The organism is Streptomyces cinnamoneus (assembly GCF_002939475.1).
Taxonomy (GTDB): Bacteria; Actinomycetota; Actinomycetes; order Streptomycetales; family Streptomycetaceae; genus Streptomyces; species Streptomyces cinnamoneus_A.
The window spans coordinates 220,775-242,408 of sequence record NZ_PKFQ01000001.1; the positions used below are offsets into that span (position 1 = coordinate 220,775).

Genomic DNA, 21,634 nt, shown 5'->3' on the forward strand with positions numbered 1-21,634 from the left:
GCGGGTCCTGGCTCGCGGGCCTCACGGTCCGCGGGGCCCGCGCCCCCCTTGTGCGTCCGCTGTCCCCGTGGTGTCCGCCGGCTCAGCGCTTGGGCCAGTGCCACAGCGGCTCGTCCAGCATGCTGTCGCGGCCTGCGACGTCCGTCTGGCCGAGTGAGTCCTTGACCAGGGTGACGGCGTTGACGTCGAGCCGGTGGTCCGGGGCCGCCCCGGTGAGGGCGTCGACCAGGTCCGGCGCGTGCGTGACCACCACGATCTGGGTGTCCCGGGCCGCGGTGAGGATCAGGTCGGCGAGTGGGGGAAGCAGGTCGGGGTGGAGGCTGGACTCCGGCTCGTTGAGGACCAGGAGCGCCGGCGGCCGGGGAGTGAGCAGGGCCGCGCTCCACAGGAGGTAGCGCAGCGTGCCGTCGGACAGCTCCGCCACGCTGAGCGGGCGCAGCAGCCCGGGCTGGCGCAGCCAGAGCTCGAAGCGGCCTGCCTCGCTGGTGATCTCCACGCTGCTGGCGGGGAACGCCGCGTCGACGGCGGCGTCCAGCGCCCCGGGGTCGCCGGTTTCACGGATCGTCTGCAGCGCGGCCGCCAGGTCGGCGCCGTCGTGTCCGAGCACGGGGGTGCGGGTGCCGGTCCGGGCGCTGCGGGCGGGGGCCTGGGCATCGGTGCGCACGTGGTCGTAGAAGCGCCAGGAGCGCATGTGCTCGCGCAGGCGCAGCAGGTCGGGGGCGAGCCGGGGGTCGGCGAGTTCGCCGAGCATGCTGTCGTAGGGGCGAAGGGCGTTGACCGACTGGTGCCAGCTGCCGTCGGCGGTGCGGGTGCGCACGGCGGGGCCGGAGCGGTCGGAGAGCAGGGCGGACGGGCGGAGGACGGGGCCGGCCCAGGTGCACTCCCGTTTGATCTCCGGGTCACGGGCGAACATCGAGGGCGCGCCGCCCAGGCCCGAGGTGGGGACCGGGTGTCCGAAGTCGACCGCGTAGCCGAACTCGTCCCCGGCGAAGCCGAGCCGCAGACTGGCGGCCGGGGACTTGCCGGCGCCGCGTTTCGTCCCCGCCCACAGGGTCGACGGCAGACCGCCCTCGCGCGCCAGCGCAGCGACGGCGCCGCCCCTGGCCGAGTCGGCCAGCAGGCGCAGGGCCCGGTAGAGGCTGGACTTGCCCGAGCCGTTGGCGCCGGTGATCACGTTGAGCCGGCCCAGCGGGACGATCAGGCGGCGCAGGGAGCGGTAGTTCTCGACGGCGAGGGTGGTGAGCATGGCGCCCTTCGGTACGAGCGGTGGTTCGGGAGGGAACCGGGGCGGATCAGTGGGTCGGTGGATCTTTCCTCTCAGTCTGCCAAGGGGGTCTGACAACGAGGACGTGCGGCACCGCTCCGGCCGCCGGCCGGGGCCCGTGGGCTCATGTCACAGCCGTGCGGCCCGTATCCCGTCATCGCACAGCCCGTACAGGACACCTGAGGCGACATAGGGGTCGGCCGTGATGGAGGAGGCGGCGGCCAGCCGCCAGCGGGGCTTGCCGGTCCTCGCGTCGTAGGCCCACCAGTCCGCCGAGTGGGTCACGATGACGTCGTCGCCGACGGCCGTGGGGGGCGACGAGCAGGGCTCCATGCGGTTCACACGCCACAGCTCCTTGCCGCTGTCGGCGGCCAGGGCCAGTACGTAGCCGCGCTCGCCGCCCATGCCGAAGAAGGAGTCGAAGCCGTACCCGTCGCCTGAGGTGATGAAGACGCGGCCGTCGCGGTGGGCGACGGCGGGGCGGCTGTAGCCCTTGGCCACCGTCCGGCGCCAGCGCCGCTCACCGCTGCGGGCGTCGTAGGACGCGAGGTCGCCCCGATAGGTGCACACGTAGACGGTGCCGCCGTCCTCGGTGACGGTGATCACGCCGTCCATGGCGGGCACCCGCCACCGCCGCTCGCCGGTGCCGGTGGCGTAGGCGCAGAGCCGGTGCTCCTCGTCCAGCAGGTAGACGGTGTCGCCGTCAGGGGAGAGACCGATGGTCTCCTCGTCGGCGGAGGCCGGGGCCTCCCAGGCCACCGCCCCGGTGAGCGGGTTGACGGCGCCCACGGGGCGGGCGTCGTGTGTCTCGTCGGTGAGCTCGCCGGTACGGGCGAAGAGGAGCTGCCGGCCGGGCAGCGGCTGGAAGATGCCGGAGGCCGGTGTTGTCCAGCGCACGCGCCCGGTGGCGGAGTCCAGGCCGCACAGCGCCCCTGGTTTGCCGGGCCCCTCGTCGTCGACGTACCGGGTCAGCTGGACGCAGAGAGTGGAACCGAGCACCGCCGCCGCGCCGGAGTATCCACTGCCGAGCTCCCGGGCGGACCACAGAAGCTCTCCGTCGTCCGCGCGGTACGCCTGCACGGCTCCGGTGGCGGTGACGAGATACGCCGAACCGTCGGCGACCGTCACGGAACCGCTCTCCCACGATCCCTCACCGAGCCGTGCGCTCCAGCGCTTGCGCCCGGTGGTGGCGTCCAGCGCGAGGATGCCGGGAGAGCTCGTGGCGGCGAAGACGCCGCCGCCGTCGACGGCCAGGCTGAAGTTCAGCCTTCCACCGGTCTGCCGCGCCTCGAAGTCCCACAGCGGCGCCCGCGTTGGCGGGACGGCGACGTCCTTGTCCCGGAGGAGTTCCCACCCTGTGTAACCGCCGACGCCCAGGGCGCCCGCTGTCGCGGTGAGGAGGAACGTCCGCCGGGACGGGCGAAACCGACTGTTGGAATTCAGGGACATTCCCGTTAACTTACAGCGCCGCCCTCCCCCTGCCTCCTTCGGTCCCCTCCGCAGGTCAGAGCCGGTTTCGCTGTGTCCTCACCGTGGATGGGGCGGGGAAACCCCCGCCTTCCGCCCGGAGTCAGTCCTGAGAGCTGCGCCCCGCGCTCAGCGGCACAGGGCGTTCTCCCCCTCCATGTGTGACAGTTTCTCAGGGTTGCGCACGGCGTAGAACCCGGTGATCAGGCCGTCGTCGATGCGCACCGCCACGACGGTGTCGATCTCGCCGTCCTGCCGGAGGATCAGCGCCGGGTAGCCGTTGACCTGTGCCGGCCGCAGCGACTCCGCGGTGATCCTGCCCAAGCCGGCGGCCAGCAGACGGCCCACCTTGTCCGCTCCCACGACGGGCCGCAGGACGGCCTGCTTGACTCCGCCACCGTCACCCAGGAAGACGACATCCGGCGCGAGGATGTCGAGCAGGCTCTGCAGGTCGCCCGTCTCGGTGGCCCGTCGGAACGCGTCGAGCGCGTCCCGGGTCTCGGCCGGGGAGACGACGCCGCGCGGCCGGCGCGCCGCGACGTGTGCCCGTGCGCGGTGCGCGATCTGGCGGACCGCGGCCGGGCTCTTCTCGACGGCTTCGGCGATCTCGTCGTATCCGAGGTCGAACACCTCGCGCAGGACGAACACCGCCCGTTCGGTGGGCGCGAGCGTCTCCAGCACCAGCAACATCGCCATCGAGACGCTGTCGGCCAGCTCGACGTCCTCAGCCACGTCCGGGGCGGTCAGCAACGGCTCGGGCAGCCAGGGACCGACGTAGGACTCCCTGCGGCGGCCGAGCGTACGCAGCCGGCTCAGCGCCTGGCGCGTGGTGATCCGGACCAGGTACGCGCGCTGGTCCCGCACCGTGCCGAGATCGACCCCGGCCCACCGCAACCAGGTCTCCTGCAGGACGTCCTCCGTGTCGGCGGCCGAGCCGAGCATCTCGTAGGCGACGGTGAACAACAGGTTGCGGTGGGCGACGAACGTCTCGGTGGCGGGGTCCGCGCAGCTGTCCTCGGCGAGCCGCCCGGCCGTCTCCTCTGTGCGCTCGCTGTGCTCGCTCTTCACTGATCGCTCCTGCCTGTTCTCTCTCCACGGTGCCACGCGCACAAGACGCCGGCCCCCGCGGCTTTGTGACACCCGTGGGCGGTGGCACACGTCACATCGCCGCCCCGTCACAAGGAGCGGGTCGCCGGCATCTCGTGTTCGTTCAGTAAGCACCACGAGTGAGGACGACGTCATGGACGCCCGATTCAACCTGTTCGACAACGAGCTCGCCGCCAAGTTCTCCAAGCGGTTCGCCAACGCCAGCATGGTGATCCACCAGTCGCCGCTGCCGCGCTCCACACAGGAGCTGGTGGCACTGCGCGTCAGCCAGATCAACGGCTGCGGTTGGTGCATCGACCTGCACGTCAAGGAGGCGGCGGCCGCCGGTGAGACCGCGGTCCGCCTCAGTCTGGTCGTCGCCTGGCGCGAGTCCACGGTGTTCACCGAGGCCGAGCGGGCCGCGCTGGCGCTCGCCGAAGAGGGCACCCGGCTCGCGGACGCCCACGAGGGTGTGTCCGACGGGACATGGGCCGAGGTGCGCAAGCACTACGACGACGACCAGACCGCCGCGCTGGTCTCCCTGGTCGCCCTGGTCAACGCGGCGAACCGGCTCGCCGTGATCGTGCACCAGCGGGGTGGTTCCTACGAGGCCGGCATGTTCGCCGCCGCGCTCAACTGATCCGCGGAGGAATCCGGCCCGGCCCAGGATCGTTCGATCCGGGCCGGGCTCGCGCATGTCCGGACGCGGCTTGCCGCTCAGCCGGTGGTGCCGGCTCCGGAGCGCTGCCGGGCCTGGGCAGCCCGTGACGCGGGGCCGGACCCAGAGCGTCACCCGGCCACCTGCAAAGCCGTAACCTCCGCCCGCCAGTGGCCACGCGGGCGCGGGGCGGCACCCTGCCGTTTCCGTACGCAACACAAGTCCCGGATCGGGTGAGAGGCCACGCCAGGGTGAATCGCACACCGGCCTCCGGCCTGCTCGCCCAGCGGCGGCGGGCCAGTTGACGTTCGCTCGAATTCCTGTGCGACTCAACGCCCTCCCGGGGCCGTGACGGACCCGATCGGGGGTCGTTTTTCCGAGCACCCGTCCGACCTGGCTCGTCAATGAGGAGGCGCAGTGCATCACCGCAACGAACGTCACCCGATCACTACGGAGGCGCCCTTGCCGTTCGAAGACCAACCCCTGACGCTGCCTCGCGCCGGTCTCAGTACGTCCTCGGCGGGGTGGTCGGCATGAGTGCGCGTGGCCTGAAGCACTGTGTGCAGCACGGCGTGAAGAGCAAGCTCGGCGCGTCCGGTGCGTCCCCGGAGACGGGCGAAGGCTCGGAGTCCGAGAAGCTGCTGTTCGGCGGCCCGCTGCTGTACAACGCGCGGTGGGCGGACCACCACCAGGCGTTCTTCGCGATGTCCCTGTGGGCCATGGCGCTGATGCAGCGCGCCCAGTTCCAGGACGTCGCCCTCCCGGGCCAGGGCCGGCCGGCCGACGCGGCGGAGAGGAGCGACGCGCGGTGAAAAGCACCCCGGCGGGAACGGGCAGTCTGTGGCGGCACGGGGACTTCGTCCGTTACTGGTCCGCTTGCGCGGTCGACATCGTGGGCAGCGGCGTCACCTCCGTGGCGCTACCGCTGATCGCCGTGGTCTCCCTGCACGCCTCCGTGTGGGAGGTCTCACTGCTGTCGTTCGCCGAGAGACTGCCGCCACTGCTGGTGGCGCTTCCCGCCGGGGCGCTGGCCGACCGGCACCGCAAACGGCCCGTGATGATCGGGGCCGTACTGGTCTGCGGCGCGGTGTTCGCGGCGGTCCCGTTGGCCGATGCCGCAGATCACCTGTCGTTTCCCCTGCTCTACGCGGTGGCGTTGGCGGGTTCGACCGCCAGTCTCTTCGCCTCCACCACCCGCATCAGCTACCTGCCGTCCCTCCTGCCCGGCGAACGACTGCTGGAGGCGAACGCGAAGGTCGGGGCCGTCGCCTCCCTGGCCGACAGCGCCGGCGCCCAGCTCGGCGGTGTCGTGGTGGCTGGTTGCGGCGCCGCCCGTGCCGTCTGCCTCGACGTCGCCTCCTACCTCGTCTGCGCTCTCCTCCTGGGCGGCATTCGCACGCCCGAACCGGCACCGAGCCGGTCGGCACGAGCGGGCTCGCTGCTCGGTGAGATGAAGGAGGGGGTGCGGTACGTGGTGCGGCACCCCACCATCCGGCCGCTGCTGCTCACCGGCACCGCCTACACCGGTGTCTTCGCCTTCCTGACCACCCTGTGGTCGGTGTACCTGCTGCGCGACCTCCACTACTCCGCCACGACCCTGGGCACGTTGTTGAGCGTGGCCGCGCTCGGTGGGGTGGCCGGCGCACTGACCGTGCGCCGGCTCGTGGACCGGTACGGGTCGGCCCGGGTCATGCTCTCCGCGCTGGCCATCACCCCCTTCACCGAGGTGCCGCTGCTGCTCGTGGGGCCCGGCCGTCCGGGGCAGGTGGCGATCGCTGCGGGCCTGTTCGTCCAACTGGCATGCGCCACCGCCCAGGGGTCCACCCAGCGCAGCATCCGCCAAGCCGTGTGCGAGCCCGGCATGCAGGGCCGCATGCTCGCCACCGGCCAGTGGATCACCTACGGCACCCGCCCCCTCGCCGCCCTCCTCGCCGGAGCCACAGGAACCTGGCTGGGCCTGTGGAACTCCCTCGCCCTGGGCACCGCCGCCCTGGCCGCGCCCTTCCTGGTGCTCCTCTGCTCCTCCCCGCGCACCCTGCACCAGACCCCTGCGGCCCCGCCCACCACCGCCTGACCAGGGCCGCACCGCAACGGTGCCGGAAGCACTGCCGGAAGCGCCGTTCGCAACTGCCCCTGTCGAAGGAGACTGCCGTGACGACTTCTGGGAGGGAAGACGCTGTGGAGGAAACCGCCGATACGGCCGACACGACCGTGAACGAACACTCATGGGCGGTCTACGGGCGCCACCACCTCGGCAAGGGTGGTACTGGCTTTCCCAGGAACCACAGAGCTCTGGATCGCTGCCCCAGTCCGGGCGGAGAGTAGTGCGCAGCGGCCCACCGCACCGGTCCGCCCGGGGCACCCGCCGCCCCACCAGGCCGCGATCCACCGGGCCGGCCCACACAGCACACCCCAGGAGCACCCCATGTCCTACCCCGCCCTCGCCGCCCGCACCGCCGTCGTCACCGGAGCCGCCAGCGGCATCGGCGCGGCCACCGCCCGTCAGCTCGCGGCGGGCGGCGCCCGCGTCGCCCTGCTCGCCCGGCGCGCCGACCGGCTGGACGCGCTGGCCGCGGACATCAACGCCGCCGGGGGCCAGGCCCTCGCGGTCACCGCCGACGTCACCGACCAGGCCTCCGTCGACGCCGCCGCCAAGGCCGTGCACGACGCCTACGGGCGGGTCGACCTGGTGGTCAACAACGCCGGCGTGATGCTGGCCAACCCCCTCGCCGACGGCCGGCTCGACGAGTGGACCCGCATGATCGACACCAACCTCACCGGTGTCCTGCGCGTCGTCCACGCCTTCACGCCCGACCTCACCGCGGCCGCCGCCGACGGCCGCACCGCCGACCTGGTCAACGTCTCCTCCATCGCGTCCCATGTCCTCTTCCCCGACTACGCCGTGTACGGGGCCACCAAGGCCGCCGTGACCCAGCTGTCCGCCGCGCTGCGCACCGAGCTGGGCCCGCGCGACGTCCGGGTCAGCGCCGTCGAGCCGGGCCTGACCGACACCGAACTCGGTGGGCACATCGACAACCCGGCCCTGCGCGAGCAGCTCGGCGGGATGTTCACCGCGATCCCCGCCCTCACCTCCGAGGACGTCGCCGACCTCATCGCGTACACCGTCAGCCGTCCCCGGCACGTCAACCTGCGTCAGTCGGTCGTCCTGCCGACCCGCCAGGCCTGACGCCTCTCCCCGGCGGCCCACCGCGCCCGGCCGGTCGCCCGGGAGGCACCTTCGGCGTGGCGCGCTGGGTGAGCCTGGTCCTGGCAGAGCCAGGCTCACCACCCGTGCGACCAGGCACAATCGCCCTATGAGTCCTGTCATCGACCTGGGCGCGTTCCTGCGGACCCGCCGTGCCCGTCTGCGCCCCGAAGACGTCGCCCTGCCCGATCTCGGCGGCCGGCGCCGGGTCGCCGGACTGCGCCGTGAGGAGATCGCCCAACTCGCCGGCGTCAGTGTCGACTACTACATCCGCATAGAGCAGGGCCGCGCGGCCAACCCCTCGTCGGACGTCCTGAACGCCCTCGCCCGCGCCCTGCGCCTGGACGAGGACGAGACCCGGCACCTGCACCGCCTCGCGCAGCCCCGCGCCGTGACGCGGCCCGCTCCCCGGGCCCGGCCCGGACAGCAGCAGCCACGCCCCATGCTGCTGCGGCTGCTGGAGGAGCTGCGGGACGTCCCGGCCGTGGTGATGGGGCGGCGCATGGACGTTCTCGCCTGGAACGCGGCCGCCTCCGCCCTCCTCGGCGACTACGCGTCCCTCGAACCCTCCGAGCGCAACATCCCCCGCATCACCTTCCTCGACCCCGCCTCCCGCCAGCTCTTCACGGACTGGAGGGCCTGCGCCCGGGAGAACGTCGCTTACCTGCGGTGGGAGGCCGGCCGGTATCCCGACGACCCGCAGTTGGCGCGTCTGATCGGCGAGCTGTCGGCGAGGAGTGAGGACTTCCGCCGCTGGTGGGCCGAGCATCCCGTGCAGGACAAGACCTCGGGGACCAAGAGGTTCCACCACCCCGTCGTCGGCGACCTGGCCCTCACCTACGACACCCTGCGCGCCGCGGACGATCCGGACCAGGCGCTGATCACGTACGCCGCGGCACCCGGCACCCCCTCGCACGACGCCCTGAAGATGCTGCTGGCTTGGGCGGCCCCGACGGCGACCACCACCCCACACCCCGCTCGGCCCCACTGAGGCCTCGGGCATGTACGGGCCACATACGGAGCGCGTACGGACCACGTGCGGACCCTCGTCACCCCTTGTGGGACCGCTTCCGCACCGTGCCTGCCGACGGGTTCCCGCGCGTCGCGCCGCCTTCCGTGGCCGCCCTTCAGGCCGCCGCACGGCGGCCTGAAGAGCCATTGCTCCCGTGCGCTCCGCGCTGAAACGATCTTCTGGGGGGCGTTGACCGACGTCCTTGAAGGCGTGGCATCAGCGTCGGCGGTGGGACGGGGCTTTCCCGGTGAGGTGAGTCCCGGGCCAGACGTGCGAGGAGGGGACCCGTCAGTGAACGACAGAGGCCAGGCCCCTGGCGATTCCCCAGCAGAGGCTCTGCCTTCGGGACCGGCTCAGGCAGGTGAGCGGTTACGCCGGAGGCGACTCGAACGCGGCGTGTCGTTGGCCAAGCTGGCCCGGCTCGCGTTCTACAGCAAGGGGTATCTGAGCAAGGTGGAAAACGGCGAGAAGCCGTTGACCGTGGAACTGGCCCGTGGCTGCGATCAGGTGCTGGAGACAGGTGGGGAGCTGGCACAGCTGGTCCTGCCGGCCGTCAAAGGCAACGGGCGCAGAGCCCGGGGAGCGGAGAGGTGTCCGTATCGGGGACTGTCCCCGTTCGGAGCGGGGGACGCGCAGTGGTTCTTCGGGCGTGACGAGGCCGTCGCGGAAGTGGTCTCGCAGTTGGCGGAGCGGCTTCGGACGCCAGGGCCTTTGCTGGTGATGGCCCCGTCGGGGGCGGGAAAGTCCTCGTTGCTGAGGGCGGGACTGCTGCCTGCCCTGGCGCGTGGAGTGCTGCCCGTCACCGGATCGCAGGCCTGGCCCGTGGCACTGCTCACCCCGGGTGAGCATCCTCTTGAGGAACTGTTGAACCGGATAGCCGTCGCGACCGGGGCGTCCCGCCGACTGCTCGCCAAGGCACACGAAGAAGGAGGGGGCGCTCTGGCCACCGCGGTGTGCGCTGCGGTGGAGGGGATGCGGCGGGCGGCCGGTCCGACCACCGCCCACGGCAAGGCTGCGTATGGTTCCGCCACCGGTGAGGCAGCTGCCCTGGTCCTCGTGGTGGACCAGTTCGAAGAAGCCTTCATGCTCTGCTCCGACGACGGGGAACGGGCGGCCTTCGTCCAGGCCTTGCTGTCCCTGACGGCACGACGCGAAGATGACGGAGCGGGACTTCCGTCGGCACTCGTCGTCCTCGGGGTCCGGGCCGATTTCTACGACCGCTGCCTGGCCTTCCCCGGGCTGGCCGCGTCCCTTCAGCGCGGCCACGTCACGGTGGGGCCGATGGACGACGCCCATGTGCGTGTGGCCGTCACGAGACCGGCCCGCGCGGCCGGCTTGGAGGTCGAACCAGGCCTGGTCGAGATCCTGCTCCGCGACATCGGCCTGATGCCCGGCCAGGTGGCACATGCCGGTGCGGCCCCAGGCGGAGCGCTCCCCTTGTTGTCCCACGCCCTGCTCAGCACGTGGCAGCACCGTGAGAACGCCACCCTGACCGTCGACGGCTACCGGCTGACCGGAGGCGTCTCCGGCGCCGTGGCCGCCACCGCCGAGCGGGCCCACACCTCCCTCTCGGCGCGGCAGCAGGCCGCCGCCCGGCGTGTCCTGTTGCAGCTGATCCAGGTCGGCGAGGACAGGGAGACGAGCCGGCCCTGCCGGCGGCAGGATCTCCTGGAAGCCGGCACCTTCCGGCCCGGCGACCCCGAGGCCGTCATCGAGGCGTTCACCCGGGCACGCCTGCTCATCGTGGACGCCGAGCACGTCGAGATCGCCCACGAAGTCCTGCTGCACGCCTGGCCGCGTCTTCGCCGGTGGATCGACGACGACCGGGCGGGCCTGCGCACCCGTCAGAGCCTCGCTGAAGCCGCCGCCGCGTGGCAGGACGAAGGCCACGACCCCAGTCTGCTCTACCGCGGCCCCCGCCTGGCCGCAGCCCTCGAAGCCCTCGCCAACCCCCAGGACGAGGCGGACCTCGCCCCGGCCTCCCGGAGGTTCCTGGAGGCAAGCCGCGCACTTGAGACAGCCGAGGAACTCAAGGAGAAGCGGCGTCTGCGCCGCCTCCGCGTCCTGACCTCCGGTCTCACGGCCCTGCTCGTCCTTTCTCTCGTGGCCGGCGGCGTCGCCTTCCAGCAGAGCCGAGCGGCCGAGCACCAGCGCCACCTCGCCGTTTCCCGTGAACTCGCCGCACAAGCCGACGCAGTGAGGACCGACCATCCGCAAGCCGCGGCTCTCCTGGCCGTGAGAGCCTTCCGCCAAGCCCACACCGCTGAAGCGCGCAGCACTCTCCTCAGCGCCTACGCGGGCTACCGGTCCGCCGACCTCAAAGCACACCGCTCGTTCGTCAACAGGATGGCCTTCAGCCCGGACGGACACCTGATAGCCACAGCCGGCGCCGACCGGGCGGTCAAGCTCTGGGACGCGGCCACGCGGCAGATGACGGCGACGCTGACAGGGCACACGGATGCCGTGGAAGACGTCGCCTTCTCGCCGGACGGCCGCATACTGGCCACCGCGAGCGACGATCAAAGTGTGAAGTTATGGGACCTGATGACCCGTAAAGTGACAGCCACGCTCACCGGGCACAACAACAACGTGAATGCAGTCTCCTTCAGCCCGGACGGCCGCATGCTGGCGACAGCTGGAAACGACCGCGCCGTGCGGCTGTGGGACACACGATCCCACCGCGAGATCGCGTCTTTCACCGGTCACACGGACGACGTGGTGAGCGTGGCCTTCTCCCCGGACGGTCACACGCTGGCCAGCGCCGGCTCCGATCGCACCGTGCGGCTGTGGGACACAGCCGAGCCACGCGGGACCGCAACCCTGGGCGGTCACACCGGCACCGTCATCTCCGTGGCCTTCTCCCCGGACGGCAGAACCCTGGCCAGCGGTGGTACGGACCGGACGACCCGGTTGTGGGATCCGCGCTCACGCCAGCTGACGGCCGTGCTCAGCGGTCATACCGACTCCGTCTACCAAGTGGCGTTCTCTCCCGACGGCCACACCTTGGCGACGGTCGGCTTCGATGCCACCGCGCGGCTGTGGGACGTGGCCGGACAGCGGCAGACCCGCAGCATGGACGGCAAGCACAAACTGCTCGGGGCGGCTTTCTCCCCGGACGGCCGGTTCCTCGCCACCACCGGCAACACCGAAGGCGACAAGCCCGACATGCGTGTGTGGGAGACCTCCACAGGCCGGCAGATCGCCGGCTTCGGCGGCGAAGTCGCTCCTGCTACGGCCACGGCCTTCAGCCGACGCGGGAACCTCCTCGCTGTCTCCGGCCGCGACGCCGCCGTCGCCCTGTACGCGGCGTACGCGGCCGAGCCCGTGAAACCAGTCGCCACCCTCACCACCCACCTCGGGGAAGTCGCGGCCCTGGCTTTCTCCCCTGACGGCGGCACGCTCGCCGTCGTGGGGGCCGGCGGCTCGATGGAACTGTGGGACGTGGCGGGCAAGAGGGAGCGCGGCACCGTCGCCACTCAGCAAGGCGGGCTCAACGCCGGGGCCTTCTCACCCGACGGCCGGACCATAGCCACGGCTGGGGACGACAACACGGTGAAGCTCTGGGGCGCGAGGACCCAGCGGGTGACAGCCACGCTCGCCGGGCACACGGCCTCCGTGCTCGACGTGGCGTTCAGCCCCGACGGCCGCACACTCGCGACCGGCAGCCTCGACCGCACCGCGCGGCTGTGGGACACACGCAGCGGTCGGCAGAACGCCGTGCTCGCCCATGGCTGGCAGGTTCTCTGCGTGGCCTTCAGCCCCGACGGCCGTACCGTCGCCACGGGCGACTACGGCCGTACGACCCTCCTGTGGGATGCCACCACGCACCAGCAGACAGCGCGACTCACCGGACATTCGCGTGCGGTCGTCGGTGTGGCGTTCAGCCCTGACGGCAGGACCCTGGCCACGACGAGCCCTGACCGCACCACCTTCCTGTGGGACGTGGCGTCACGGCGGCGCAGCGCCTCCCTCACCTCACAAGCCGACGTCCGAGCCCCCTCCTTCAGCCCGGACGGCCACACTCTCGCCACCGGGAGTGCGACCGGTACCGCGCTTCTGTGGGAGATCGACGTGAACGACGTCGTCCAGCACGTCTGCCAGGAGAGCAAGGCGCAAGGCTGGGCGCGGATCGTTCCGCACGCTGCGGCGAAGGGTGTCTGTTCGTGACCGTCGCCATCTGGCCGAGGGACACCGGCCCCGCCCCGCCCCCGAGCGGAAGAGGTGGTGGCACTGCCCGCGGGGCCCGCCCCCGGAGTGCCGGGTCGGGCCGTGGAGCACGCTGTTCGGGCCGCTGGGTGCCTGTGGCAGCGGTTCAGGCGCGGTCTGCGGCCCGTCCGCCGGTGGGGGTCGCTTCCTGTTCGCTGGTGTAGATCACCAATGTGTGTTCCGGTCGTTCGGCCACGTGGAAAGCCGTGTACGCGAAGGTGGTCACGCCGTGCCCGGGGCGTCGCAACCGCTTGCGGCCGCTGTGCCGGGCCTGTACGTCGTGGCGCGGCCACCACGTACGGGCCTCCGGGCTCGCTGCCGTGAGCTCGTCGATCAGCGTGGTGTAGCGGGTGTCGTCGTGGTGGCGACCGGCCAGTGTCCGCAGCCGGGCGAGCAGGCCGCGTGCTTCCGCCTCCCAGTCGGCCAGGACCTCCCGGGCCGCCGGTTCGAGGAACACCCAGCGGGCCATGTTCGCCCGCCGGTCCCCCGCCGAGGTGAGGTGGGGGAACAGCTCGTCGGCCGCCGGGTTGAGGCTGAGCACGTCGTAGGTGCCGTCGATGACGTACGCCGGATTCGGCTGGAGCAGGAGCGGGACCGCGGCGACCGCGGCCGTGAGCTGTTCGGGTTCTTCGATCTCCACGGCCGGTGCGTGGCCGGCGAGTTGGCGCAGATGCGCGCGCTCGTTCCGGTCGAGCCGCAGCGTCGACGCGAGGGCGTCGAGGACCTGGTCCGAGGCGCGGATGTCCCGGCCCTGCTCCAGGTACGTGTACCAGGTGGCGCTGATGCCGGCGAGCAGCGCCAGCTCCTCCCGGCGGAGGCCGGGGGTGCGGCGCCGGGAGCTCCGGGGCAGGCCGACCTGCTCGGGAGTGGTCCGTTCTCTGCGGCTGCGGAGGAAAGCACCCAGCTCACGGCGTTGGTGAGGGTTCTTCGGCACGGCGGATGGCACTCCTGGTTCCAGAATAGACAGGCTCTGTATACCAGGCTGGACCCTTGGCAGGCTGGTGCCCGAGCCGGGTGGCGGCCCTCTTCCAGGGCCGGTGCCCCGGCCCGCGCCGCGGCCGGGAGACCCTGGCCCGCGGACGGGGCGTGGGAGCGGCCCGGGCCCCTGTCGGAAGGAAGCGTGAAGGCGTCGTGTCGGGAATCGATGGCAAGGTCGTGGTGGTCACAGGGGCCGGCAGCGGCATCGGAGAGGCGACCGCGCTGCTGCTCGCCGGGCGGGGCGCGCGCCTCGTCCTGGGCGCGCGCCGGACCCGACGGCTCGCGGACGTGGCCGCCCGGATCGAGGCGGCGGGCGGCTCGGCCGTGTACCAGCGCACGGACGTGACGCGGCGGGAGGATCTGCTCGCGCTCGTCGGGCTGGCCGAGGAGCGTTTCGGGCGGCTGGACGTGCTGGTCTCCAACGCCGGTGCCGGGGTCATCTCGCCCCTGGACGATCTGCGCGTGGACGAGTGGGATCAGATGGTGGACGTCAACCTCAAGGGGGTCCTGCACGGCATCGGCGCCGCACTGCCGGTCTTCCGGGCGCGGGGCGGTGGGCACTTCGTCACGGTCGCCTCCACGGCCGCGTTCCGGGTCGTGCCGTCCATGGCGGTCTACGCCGCTACGAAGTTCGCGGTCCGCGCCCTGTGCGAAGGGCTGCGCCAGGAAGCCGGCGACAGCCTGCGGGTGACCACCGTCTCGCCCGGCATCGTCGGGACCGAGTTCGCCGGCGCTTCCACCAACCAGCGGGTCAGAGAGGAGATCACGCGGACCCGGGACCGGATCGCGATCCCGCCGGAGGCCGTCGCCCAGGCGGTCGCGTTCGCGATCGAGCAGCCGCCCACCGTCGATGTGAACGAGATCGTGATCCGTCCCACCGCCCAGACCTGACATCAGGGCTGACACCAGCCGGCAGGCCCCGCGTCGCGGGCCGGTCAGACACCGACGGTGCCCTGTGACGACGTACGGCCGGCGGCACGGTGTTCGGTCAGCCACACCGTCACCAGGGCGGCGGAGATCGTGCCGCCCAGGGCGCACACCCCGTGCCACGCCGCCGCGTTCCAGACGGCGGACGTGAGGGCCGATCCCACGGCGCCGCCGACGAAGTAGGAGGTCATGTAGGCGGAGTTGAGGCGGTTGCGGGCTTCGGGACGGAGCGCGTAGACGAGGTTCTGGCTGCTGATGTGCACGCCCTGGACGGCGGCGTCGAGCACGACGACGCCCGCGAGCAGCGCGGTGAGGGCCAAGGCGCCGCCCGGGCCGCCGAGTCCGAGAAGCGCCCAGGACGCGAGCAGCAGACATGCCGCGATGCCGGTGACCCGGTGGGCCAGCCCCCGGTCGACGAGTCGCCCGGCCACGGAGGCGGAGAGGGAGCCCGCGGCGCCGAGCAGGCCCAGCATTCCGATCGCGGACTCGGACCAGCCATAGGCGGGGCCGGACAGCAGGAAGGTGAGCGCCGTCCACAGCACGCTGAACGCGGCGAAGGACAGGGCGCCCAGGGTGGCCTTGCGGCGCAGCACCGGCTCGTGGGCGAAGAGCGCCATGGTCGAGCCCAGCAGCTTCGGGTACGTCAGCCCGGCGCGGGTGCGCAGGCGGGGCAGGGCGAGCCGCAGCAGGAGCGCCATGACGGCCATGAGCGCGGCGTTGACCCAGTAGGCGGTGCGCCAGCCGCCGAGGTCCGAGAGGAGTCCCGCGGCGGTGCGGGCCAGCAGGATGCCCAGCAGCAGGCCCGCCATCACCGTGCCGACCGTGCGACCGCGCTTCTCCGGCGCGGCGAGGGTGGCCGCGTACGGGACGACGACCTGGGCGGCGACGGACGTGAGGCCGGTGAGGGCGGTGCCGATCAGCAGACCGGCGGCGTTGACCGCGCTCGCCGTCACGGCGAGGAAGACGGCGGTCGCGGCACACAGGACGACCGCCAGCCGGCGGCGCTCCAGGAGGTCCCCGAGGGGGACGAGGAGTATGAGCCCGAGCGCGTACCCGACCTGGGCGACGGTGACCACCAGCGCCGACACGGCGGAGCTCATGTGCAGGTCCCGGCCGATGACGTCCAGCAACGGCTGCGCGAAGTAGTTGCCCGCGACGGAGAGACCGCAGGCCACGGCCATCAGCAGGAGGGTTCCGCGGCCCAGCCCTCCCCCCGGTCCCGCTTGGGTGGGTTCCGCGTTCTCGCCTGGGTTCTCACGTGTGTTCTCGCCCGTGTTCTCGGGCGCGAGTGACGTGTGAGGTGCGTGTGACATGCAGGGAGTGTCGCCCGGGGCAGATCCATGAGTCCAATACATAATTTTCATCTCATCGATCGCGGATTACGGTTGATGAGATGGAGCTCCAGCAGATGCGCTACGTCGTCGCCGTCGCCGAGACCGGCGGCTTCACCCGCGCCGCCGAGCGTTGCCACGTCGTCCAGTCCGCACTCAGCCACCAGATCGCCCGCCTGGAGAAGGAGCTCGGGGCGCGCTTGTTCGACCGTACGAGCCGCAGTGTGCGGCTCACGGCGGCGGGCGCGGCGTTCGTGCCGGTCGCGCGGCAGGCGCTGGAGGCGGCCGACCGGGCACGCGCCGAGGTCGACGCGGTGACGGGCGAAGTCCGGGGCCGGCTGGCGATCGGCGCCATCTCCACCGTCGCCGCGGTGGACCTCGCCCACGAACTGGGGCTCTTCCGCGGCCGCTACCCGAAGGTGCGCATCAGTCTGCGCATGGACATGAGCGAGGCGCTCATCGAGGGGGTGCGTCAGGGCACCCTCGACGTCGCCTTCATCGGCCTGGTCCCCGGCACGCGCCCGCGCGGCCTGCACCACAAGGAGCTGGCCCACGACGAGCTGGTCGCCGTGGTGGCGCCGGAGCACCCGCTCGCCGGGCGCCGGCGCACGGACCTGCAACGACTGGCGGGTGAGTCGTTCGTCGACTTCCCCAAGGGATCGGCGGCGCGACAGCAGCGCGCCGCGGCGTTCGAGGCGGCCGGCCTGGTGACGGACTCGCCCTTCGAGGTGACCGACGTCGAGTCCCTGGTGAAGCTCGTGCGCGCGAACCTCGGCGTCGGCATGGTCCCCAAGGCCATCGCCACGACACTGCACGGCGTGCACGCCCTGCGGGTGCGGGACGCGCCCTCCCGGGTGGAACTGCTGGTGTGGAGCACGCTCGGGCCCTCCCCGGCCGCGGCGGCGTTCCTCTCCCAACTCGGCGCCGGGGCGGAGCCGCACGCGTGACGGGCGCACCGGAACGGTGCGCCCTGCGGGAGCGCCTCCCTCACCACGGCTGCGGTGCCCGGAGGTGCCCCGGGCGCGCCGGGGTCACACCGCCACCGCCTCCTCCATCTCCTCCTCCGCCTCGGCAGCCGCGACCTGCGCCTTCGTCCCGCGCCGCTCGACGGCCCAGGCCAGGGCGACGACGGCCGCGCCGATGACGAGCCACACCGCGAGGGTCAGGACGTGGCCGCCCAGGCCGGTGCGGTCGAAGTAGACGAGGCTGCGGGCGCCCTCGACGAAGGCGGCGCCGTTCCAGACGTCGTGCAGCGTGGCGAAGAGGCCGTTCTGCAGTTCGGGGCGGAAGACGCCGCCGGAGCTGGTGAAGTTCAGCATGACGAACAGCACCATCACGCCGAGCGTGGTCCACCGCTTGAGGAACGTGTGCAGTCCGGTTCCGGTCAGCAGCACACCGGCCGAGTAGAGCCAGCCCAGTGCCCACAGTCCGGCCAGGTCGTGGTCGACGAGGTGGAAGACAGGACCGGCGAGGGCGGCGCCGACGACGCTGACCACGAGCGAGGTGCCCGCGGCGAGCAGGGCCCTTGTCCGCAGGGGCAGGACGCCTCCGGCGCCGCCGATGACGGCGACCGAGGCGTACGAGCCGATGCTGAGGGCGACCAGCAGGAAGAAGAGGCCCTGCCCGGTCGGGTCGTGCCGGGACGGCGGGACGACGTCGGTGACCTTCAGCGGCGCGTGCTGGTGCGCGGCGACCGGCGTGAAGACCTTCTGGACCACGGCGGCGGTGGTGTCGGAGCCGGCCGTGGCGACGAGCAGCTCGGGGGTGCGCTCGTCGGGCACGTACGCGCCGAAGACGTCCCGGTGGCGCAGCTGCTCCTCCGCCTCGGCGCGGGTGGCGACGGTGCGGACGTCGAGCTCGTCCCCCGCCCGGTCGGCCAGGGTGCGGGTGAGGGCGTGGGCCTGGGGGCCCGAGCCGACGACGGCGACGGGCAGGTCGTGGGGGTGGGGTTCGGCGAAGGCGCCGAGGTAGGCCAGGCCCATGCCGACGCACATCAGCAGGGGGGTGAGCAGGTGGGTCAGGACGTGGCGCAGGGCGCCGCCGGTGGGGGACTTCATGGGCGATCCTCTGCTCCCGCACATCGGGAGGTGGTTGGCTTTTACAACTACTTCATTTAAGTTGTACTATACAACCAAGCTGGGAAAGGAAGCCACTGGTGCCCGATCGCGACGAATCCCTGGAGATCATCCAGCGCGAGCTCACGGCCTTCGCCCGCCGGGCGCGGGCGGCCGCCGCCCGGCTGCACCCGGAGCTCTCCCTGGTGTCCTACGCCCTGCTGGCACACCTGGAGGACAGCGACGGATGCCGGCCCTCCGCCCTCGCGGAGCAGTTCCTGCTGAACAAGTCGACGATCAGCCGCCAGGTCACCACCCTCGAGGAACTGGGCCTGGTCGAGCGCCGCACCGACCCCGGCGACCAGCGCGCGCACATCCTGCACCTGACCGCCGGCGGCCGCGCCGCCCTCGGCCAGGTCAGCGACCACCGGCGCGCCGCCTTCCAGGAGCGGCTGGCCGACTGGACCGCGGAGGACCTGGCGCGCTTCGCCGGCTATCTGCTGCGCTACAACGACCGGGCGTGACGCCTCACCGCCGGCCGGGTCCGACGGGCGACGGCCCGTCGGACACCGGCCCGCTCGGAGCCCCTCATGCCGCGCACACGCCAGAGGCCGCGTTCGGTCGCACGCGCACCGGCGTGCGCTCCCACCGGTACCGCCCGACCCTGGAACGGGGGCCTGCCGAGCGGACCGACCTGGAAGGCGGACAGCGCCATGAAGACACCCCCGATCGTTTCACCGCAGGAGTGGGAGGCCGCGCGCGAGCGGCTGCTGGGCGAGGAGAAGGAGCTGACCCGCGCCCGTGACGCGCTGGCCGCCAAGCGTCGGCGGATGCCCTGGACGGCGGTGGACAAGGAGTACGCGTTCGAGGGGCCCGAGGGCGGGGCGAGTCTGCTGGACCTGTTCGGAGGACACCGCCAGCTGATCGTCTACCGTGCCTTCTTCGAGCCCGGCGTGTTCGGGTGGCCCGACCACGCCTGCCGCGGCTGCTCCATGGTGGCCGACCACGTCGGCCACCTCGCCCACCTCCGGGCACGCGACACCACTCTCGTCTTCGCCTCCCGCGCGCCGCAACCGGACATCGAGCGCGTGAAGGCGCGGATGGGCTGGACGATGCCCTGGTACACGATGACCGACGGCTTCGACGCCGACTTCGGTGTGGACGAGTGGCACGGCACCAACGCGTTCATCCGCGACGGCGACAAGGTGTTCCGCACCTACTTCGTCAACGCCCGCGGCGACGAGGCGCTGGGAAACACCTGGAGCTACCTCGACATGACCGCACTCGGACGGCAGGAGACGTGGGAGGACTCCCCCGAGGGCTACCCCCAGACCCCGCCGTACGAATGGTGGAACTGGCATGACGCGTACGGCGACGCCGAACCCGCGCCGGAGTGGACGGCCCAGACCCGACGGGGTCCCCGGGGCCAGCGGTGACGGACAGGACTTCGGCGGGCGACGGTCGGGGGCGTCAGCGCTCCTCCAGCACCGCCCGGATCACGTGCCGGGCGTTGTGGGCCATGGCCGGGTTGGTCTTCCGGTAGGACGGCAGCGCGAACAGCGCCTGGGAGAGCGGCGCCCCCGGCCGCGGCTCCAGGTCGCCGCCGAGCGCCTCGCGGAAGGCCTCCCTCCCCTCGGCCGGCTCGCCGGCCCCGCACGTTCACACGTCGCGGCGCCTCACGGCGAGCACGGCGAGCGCGACCGCGATCAGCGGCCAGAGGGCGAACACGGTCCAGGAGCCGGAGACCGTGGCGCTGTAGCCCAGGGATCCGGGATCCGGCTCCCAGTTCTGGACCAGGCGCCTCCAGGCGGCCGCCACCATGGCGTGTTTGACGTCCGCCGACCAGCAGTTGCTCTCCGAGAACATGGTGGGCAGCATCAGCTGGGCGAAGACGCTGACGACCATGGTGGCGGCGGCGTGCCGGAGCAGAACGCCGAGGCCCAGACCGACCAGTGCGCTGACCGGGGCCAGCAACGCGGTGGCCGCCAGCGCCCGGAACACGCCGGGGTGCGTGAGCGGAACGGCGGCGTGCCGCCCGTGCAGGACGGCCTGGGAGACCAGGAACGAACCGGTGGAGACGACCGCGCCGACCGCGGTCCACAGCCCGGCGACGACGGCCGCCTTGGCCAGCACCAGGGAGCCGCGGGCGGGGACGGCCACGGTGGTGGTGCGGATCAGTCCACTGCTGTACTCGCTCACGACGGTGAGGGCGCCGGCGCTGCCGGCGACGAGCATCAACGTCCAGGAGCCGGCCTGCGGGAAGGCGTCGTAGGGCAGGAAGTCGGCGGGTCCGGAGCGCGGGGCGTGGTCCGTCAGCGTGGCCACGGCGGCGGCCCCCATGACGAACAGGACGGTGAGAGCGATCGTCCACGGGGTGGAGCGCAGGGACCGCATCTTGATCCACTCGGCGGAGAGCAGGTCGCGGAAACGAGCGGGCGGCCCGGCGACGGGGGTGGCCGGAGGGACGGAGGCGAGGGTGGTCATCGGGGTCCTGCCAGATATTCGACGCTGTCGGCGGTCAGTTCCATGAAGGCCGCCTCCAGCGAGGCGGTGCGGGTGGTCAGCTCGTCCAGCCGGACGCCGTTCGCGAAGGCGAGCGCTCCGATCCGGTCCGCCGGGAGTCCCGTCACGGCGAGCTTCTCGGCGCCGGCCGAACCTTCCGGCTCGACCGAGGCGCCCGCCGCGGTCAGCACGGCTGCCAGTTCGGCGGCCTGCGGCGTCCCCACCACGACGCTGCTCCGGGTGCCACGGGCCGCGAAGTCCCGTACCGACTCGGCGGCGATGAGACGGCCCCGGCCGATCACGACCAGTTGGTCGGCGGTGTTCTCCATCTCCGACATCAGATGGCTGGAGAGGAAGACCGTGCGCCCCTCGGCGGCGAGGCGCCGGAACAGGCGGCGTACCCAGAGCACGCCCTCCGGATCCATGCCGTTGACCGGCTCGTCGAACATGAGCACGGGTGGGTCGCCGAGCAGGGCGGTGGCGATCCCCAGCCGCTGCTTCATGCCGAGGGAGAATCCGCCGATGCGGCGCTTCGCCACCTCGGCCAGCCCCACTTCCTGGAGCACCTCGTCCACCCGGCGGCGCGGGATGCCGTTGCTGCGGGCCAGGGCGGACAGGTGGGCCGCGGCGCTGCGACCGCCGTGGACCTGTCCGGCGTCGAGGAGGGCACCGACGTGTCGCAGTCCGCGCGGGTGGTGGTGGAAGGGGACGCCGTTGACGGTGGCGGCGCCGGTGGTGGGCGCGTCCAGGCCGAGGATCATCCGCAACGTCGTGGATTTGCCGGCTCCGTTGGGGCCCAGGAATCCGGTGACCTGACCCGGCCGCACGGTGAAGGAGAGGTGGTCGACGGCCGTCTTGCCGCCGTAACGCTTGGTGAGTTCGCTGACTTCGATCACGGCACCCACCCTGCCGGGAGGACCCTGGCCCGGGCATGGGGCCGTGGG

At 72.3% G+C, this 21,634-nt stretch carries 18 protein-coding genes and 1 pseudogene; 10 read left to right on the forward strand and 9 right to left on the reverse strand.

All coding sequences use genetic code 11. From position 1 onward, the window contains the following. Positions 1-82: 82 nt before the first annotated feature. The 3 genes from CYQ11_RS01180 to CYQ11_RS01190 form a co-directional block, all read right to left on the reverse strand. The gene (locus tag CYQ11_RS01180; protein ID WP_099199219.1) at positions 83-1,246 is read right to left on the reverse strand and encodes an AAA family ATPase; all 1,164 of its coding nucleotides are present in this window, start codon (positions 1,244-1,246) and stop codon (positions 83-85) included. A gap of 147 nt (positions 1,247-1,393) precedes the next feature. Beyond that, a complete protein-coding gene (locus tag CYQ11_RS01185) occupies positions 1,394-2,713 on the reverse strand; it encodes an outer membrane protein assembly factor BamB family protein (RefSeq protein WP_099199220.1) in 1,320 nt (439 codons plus the stop codon). Positions 2,714-2,860: 147 nt separating this feature from the next. Further along, positions 2,861-3,799: an RNA polymerase sigma-70 factor gene (locus tag CYQ11_RS01190; protein ID WP_099199221.1), complete on the reverse strand. Its 939-nt coding sequence runs from the start codon at positions 3,797-3,799 to the stop codon at positions 2,861-2,863. Positions 3,800-3,971: 172 nt separating this feature from the next. Here CYQ11_RS01190 and CYQ11_RS01195 point away from each other — a divergent pair, with 172 nt between their 5' ends. The 6 genes from CYQ11_RS01195 to CYQ11_RS01215 all read left to right on the forward strand — a co-directional run bounded on the left by CYQ11_RS01195 (position 3,972) and on the right by CYQ11_RS01215 (position 12,859). Next, the gene (locus CYQ11_RS01195) at positions 3,972-4,457 is read left to right on the forward strand and encodes a carboxymuconolactone decarboxylase family protein (RefSeq protein WP_099199222.1); all 486 of its coding nucleotides are present in this window, start codon (positions 3,972-3,974) and stop codon (positions 4,455-4,457) included. Positions 4,458-5,008: 551 nt separating this feature from the next. After that, complete coding sequence (locus CYQ11_RS29330) at positions 5,009-5,287, forward strand: hypothetical protein (RefSeq protein ID WP_181143533.1); 279 nt, start codon at positions 5,009-5,011, stop codon at positions 5,285-5,287. Next, positions 5,284-6,549, forward strand: coding sequence for an MFS transporter (locus CYQ11_RS01200; protein WP_181143534.1), 1,266 nt, complete (start codon positions 5,284-5,286; stop codon positions 6,547-6,549). The genes CYQ11_RS29330 and CYQ11_RS01200 overlap by 4 nt, the downstream gene beginning before the upstream one ends. Before the next feature lie 351 nt (positions 6,550-6,900). Further along, a complete protein-coding gene (locus CYQ11_RS01205; protein WP_099199224.1) occupies positions 6,901-7,662 on the forward strand; it encodes an SDR family oxidoreductase in 762 nt (253 codons plus the stop codon). Positions 7,663-7,789: 127 nt separating this feature from the next. Then, a complete protein-coding gene (locus CYQ11_RS01210; RefSeq protein WP_099199225.1) occupies positions 7,790-8,671 on the forward strand; it encodes a helix-turn-helix transcriptional regulator in 882 nt (293 codons plus the stop codon). A 312-nt stretch (positions 8,672-8,983) separates the two neighbouring features. Further along, complete coding sequence (locus tag CYQ11_RS01215; protein WP_275666393.1) at positions 8,984-12,859, forward strand: nSTAND1 domain-containing NTPase; 3,876 nt, start codon at positions 8,984-8,986, stop codon at positions 12,857-12,859. Between the two features lie 145 nt (positions 12,860-13,004). Here the strand turns inward: CYQ11_RS01215 and CYQ11_RS01220 are convergent, their stop codons facing one another. Then, entirely contained in the window at positions 13,005-13,832 is an 828-nt protein-coding gene (locus tag CYQ11_RS01220; protein ID WP_099199227.1) for a helix-turn-helix transcriptional regulator, read from the reverse strand. A gap of 197 nt (positions 13,833-14,029) precedes the next feature. Here CYQ11_RS01220 and CYQ11_RS01225 point away from each other — a divergent pair, with 197 nt between their 5' ends. Then, complete coding sequence (locus CYQ11_RS01225) at positions 14,030-14,767, forward strand: SDR family oxidoreductase (RefSeq protein ID WP_099199228.1); 738 nt, start codon at positions 14,030-14,032, stop codon at positions 14,765-14,767. A 44-nt stretch (positions 14,768-14,811) separates the two neighbouring features. Here the strand turns inward: CYQ11_RS01225 and CYQ11_RS01230 are convergent, their stop codons facing one another. Beyond that, positions 14,812-15,984, reverse strand: coding sequence for an MFS transporter (locus CYQ11_RS01230; RefSeq protein WP_205041806.1), 1,173 nt, complete (start codon positions 15,982-15,984; stop codon positions 14,812-14,814). A gap of 212 nt (positions 15,985-16,196) precedes the next feature. On the opposite strand from CYQ11_RS01230, the gene CYQ11_RS01235 reads away from it, so the two are divergent. Next, positions 16,197-17,081 carry a LysR family transcriptional regulator gene (locus CYQ11_RS01235; protein WP_099199229.1) on the forward strand — a complete coding sequence of 295 codons (885 nt, stop codon included), beginning with the start codon at positions 16,197-16,199 and terminating at the stop codon, positions 17,079-17,081. An 84-nt stretch (positions 17,082-17,165) separates the two neighbouring features. Here the strand turns inward: CYQ11_RS01235 and CYQ11_RS01240 are convergent, their stop codons facing one another. Then, on the reverse strand, positions 17,166-18,191 hold the full coding sequence (locus CYQ11_RS01240; protein ID WP_243469260.1) for a YhgE/Pip domain-containing protein: 1,026 nt from the start codon (positions 18,189-18,191) through the stop codon (positions 17,166-17,168). A gap of 98 nt (positions 18,192-18,289) precedes the next feature. Between CYQ11_RS01240 and CYQ11_RS01245 the strand changes: the two genes are divergently transcribed. Together CYQ11_RS01245 and CYQ11_RS01250 are read left to right on the forward strand one after the other, a co-directional pair. Next, on the forward strand, positions 18,290-18,712 hold the full coding sequence (locus CYQ11_RS01245; RefSeq protein WP_099199230.1) for a MarR family winged helix-turn-helix transcriptional regulator: 423 nt from the start codon (positions 18,290-18,292) through the stop codon (positions 18,710-18,712). 189 nt (positions 18,713-18,901) lie between these two features. Continuing rightward, entirely contained in the window at positions 18,902-19,624 is a 723-nt protein-coding gene (locus CYQ11_RS01250; RefSeq protein ID WP_099199231.1) for a DUF899 domain-containing protein, read from the forward strand. A gap of 34 nt (positions 19,625-19,658) precedes the next feature. Here CYQ11_RS01250 and CYQ11_RS30095 read toward each other — a convergent pair. The 3 genes and pseudogenes from CYQ11_RS30095 to CYQ11_RS01265 form a co-directional block, all read right to left on the reverse strand. After that, positions 19,659-19,829: pseudogene (locus CYQ11_RS30095) on the reverse strand (phosphotransferase); the annotation flags it as partial. Between the two features lie 18 nt (positions 19,830-19,847). After that, on the reverse strand, positions 19,848-20,672 hold the full coding sequence (locus CYQ11_RS01260; protein ID WP_099199232.1) for an ABC transporter permease: 825 nt from the start codon (positions 20,670-20,672) through the stop codon (positions 19,848-19,850). Next, on the reverse strand, positions 20,669-21,586 hold the full coding sequence (locus CYQ11_RS01265; protein WP_181143537.1) for an ATP-binding cassette domain-containing protein: 918 nt from the start codon (positions 21,584-21,586) through the stop codon (positions 20,669-20,671). The genes CYQ11_RS01260 and CYQ11_RS01265 overlap by 4 nt, the downstream gene beginning before the upstream one ends. Positions 21,587-21,634 lie beyond the last annotated feature (48 nt).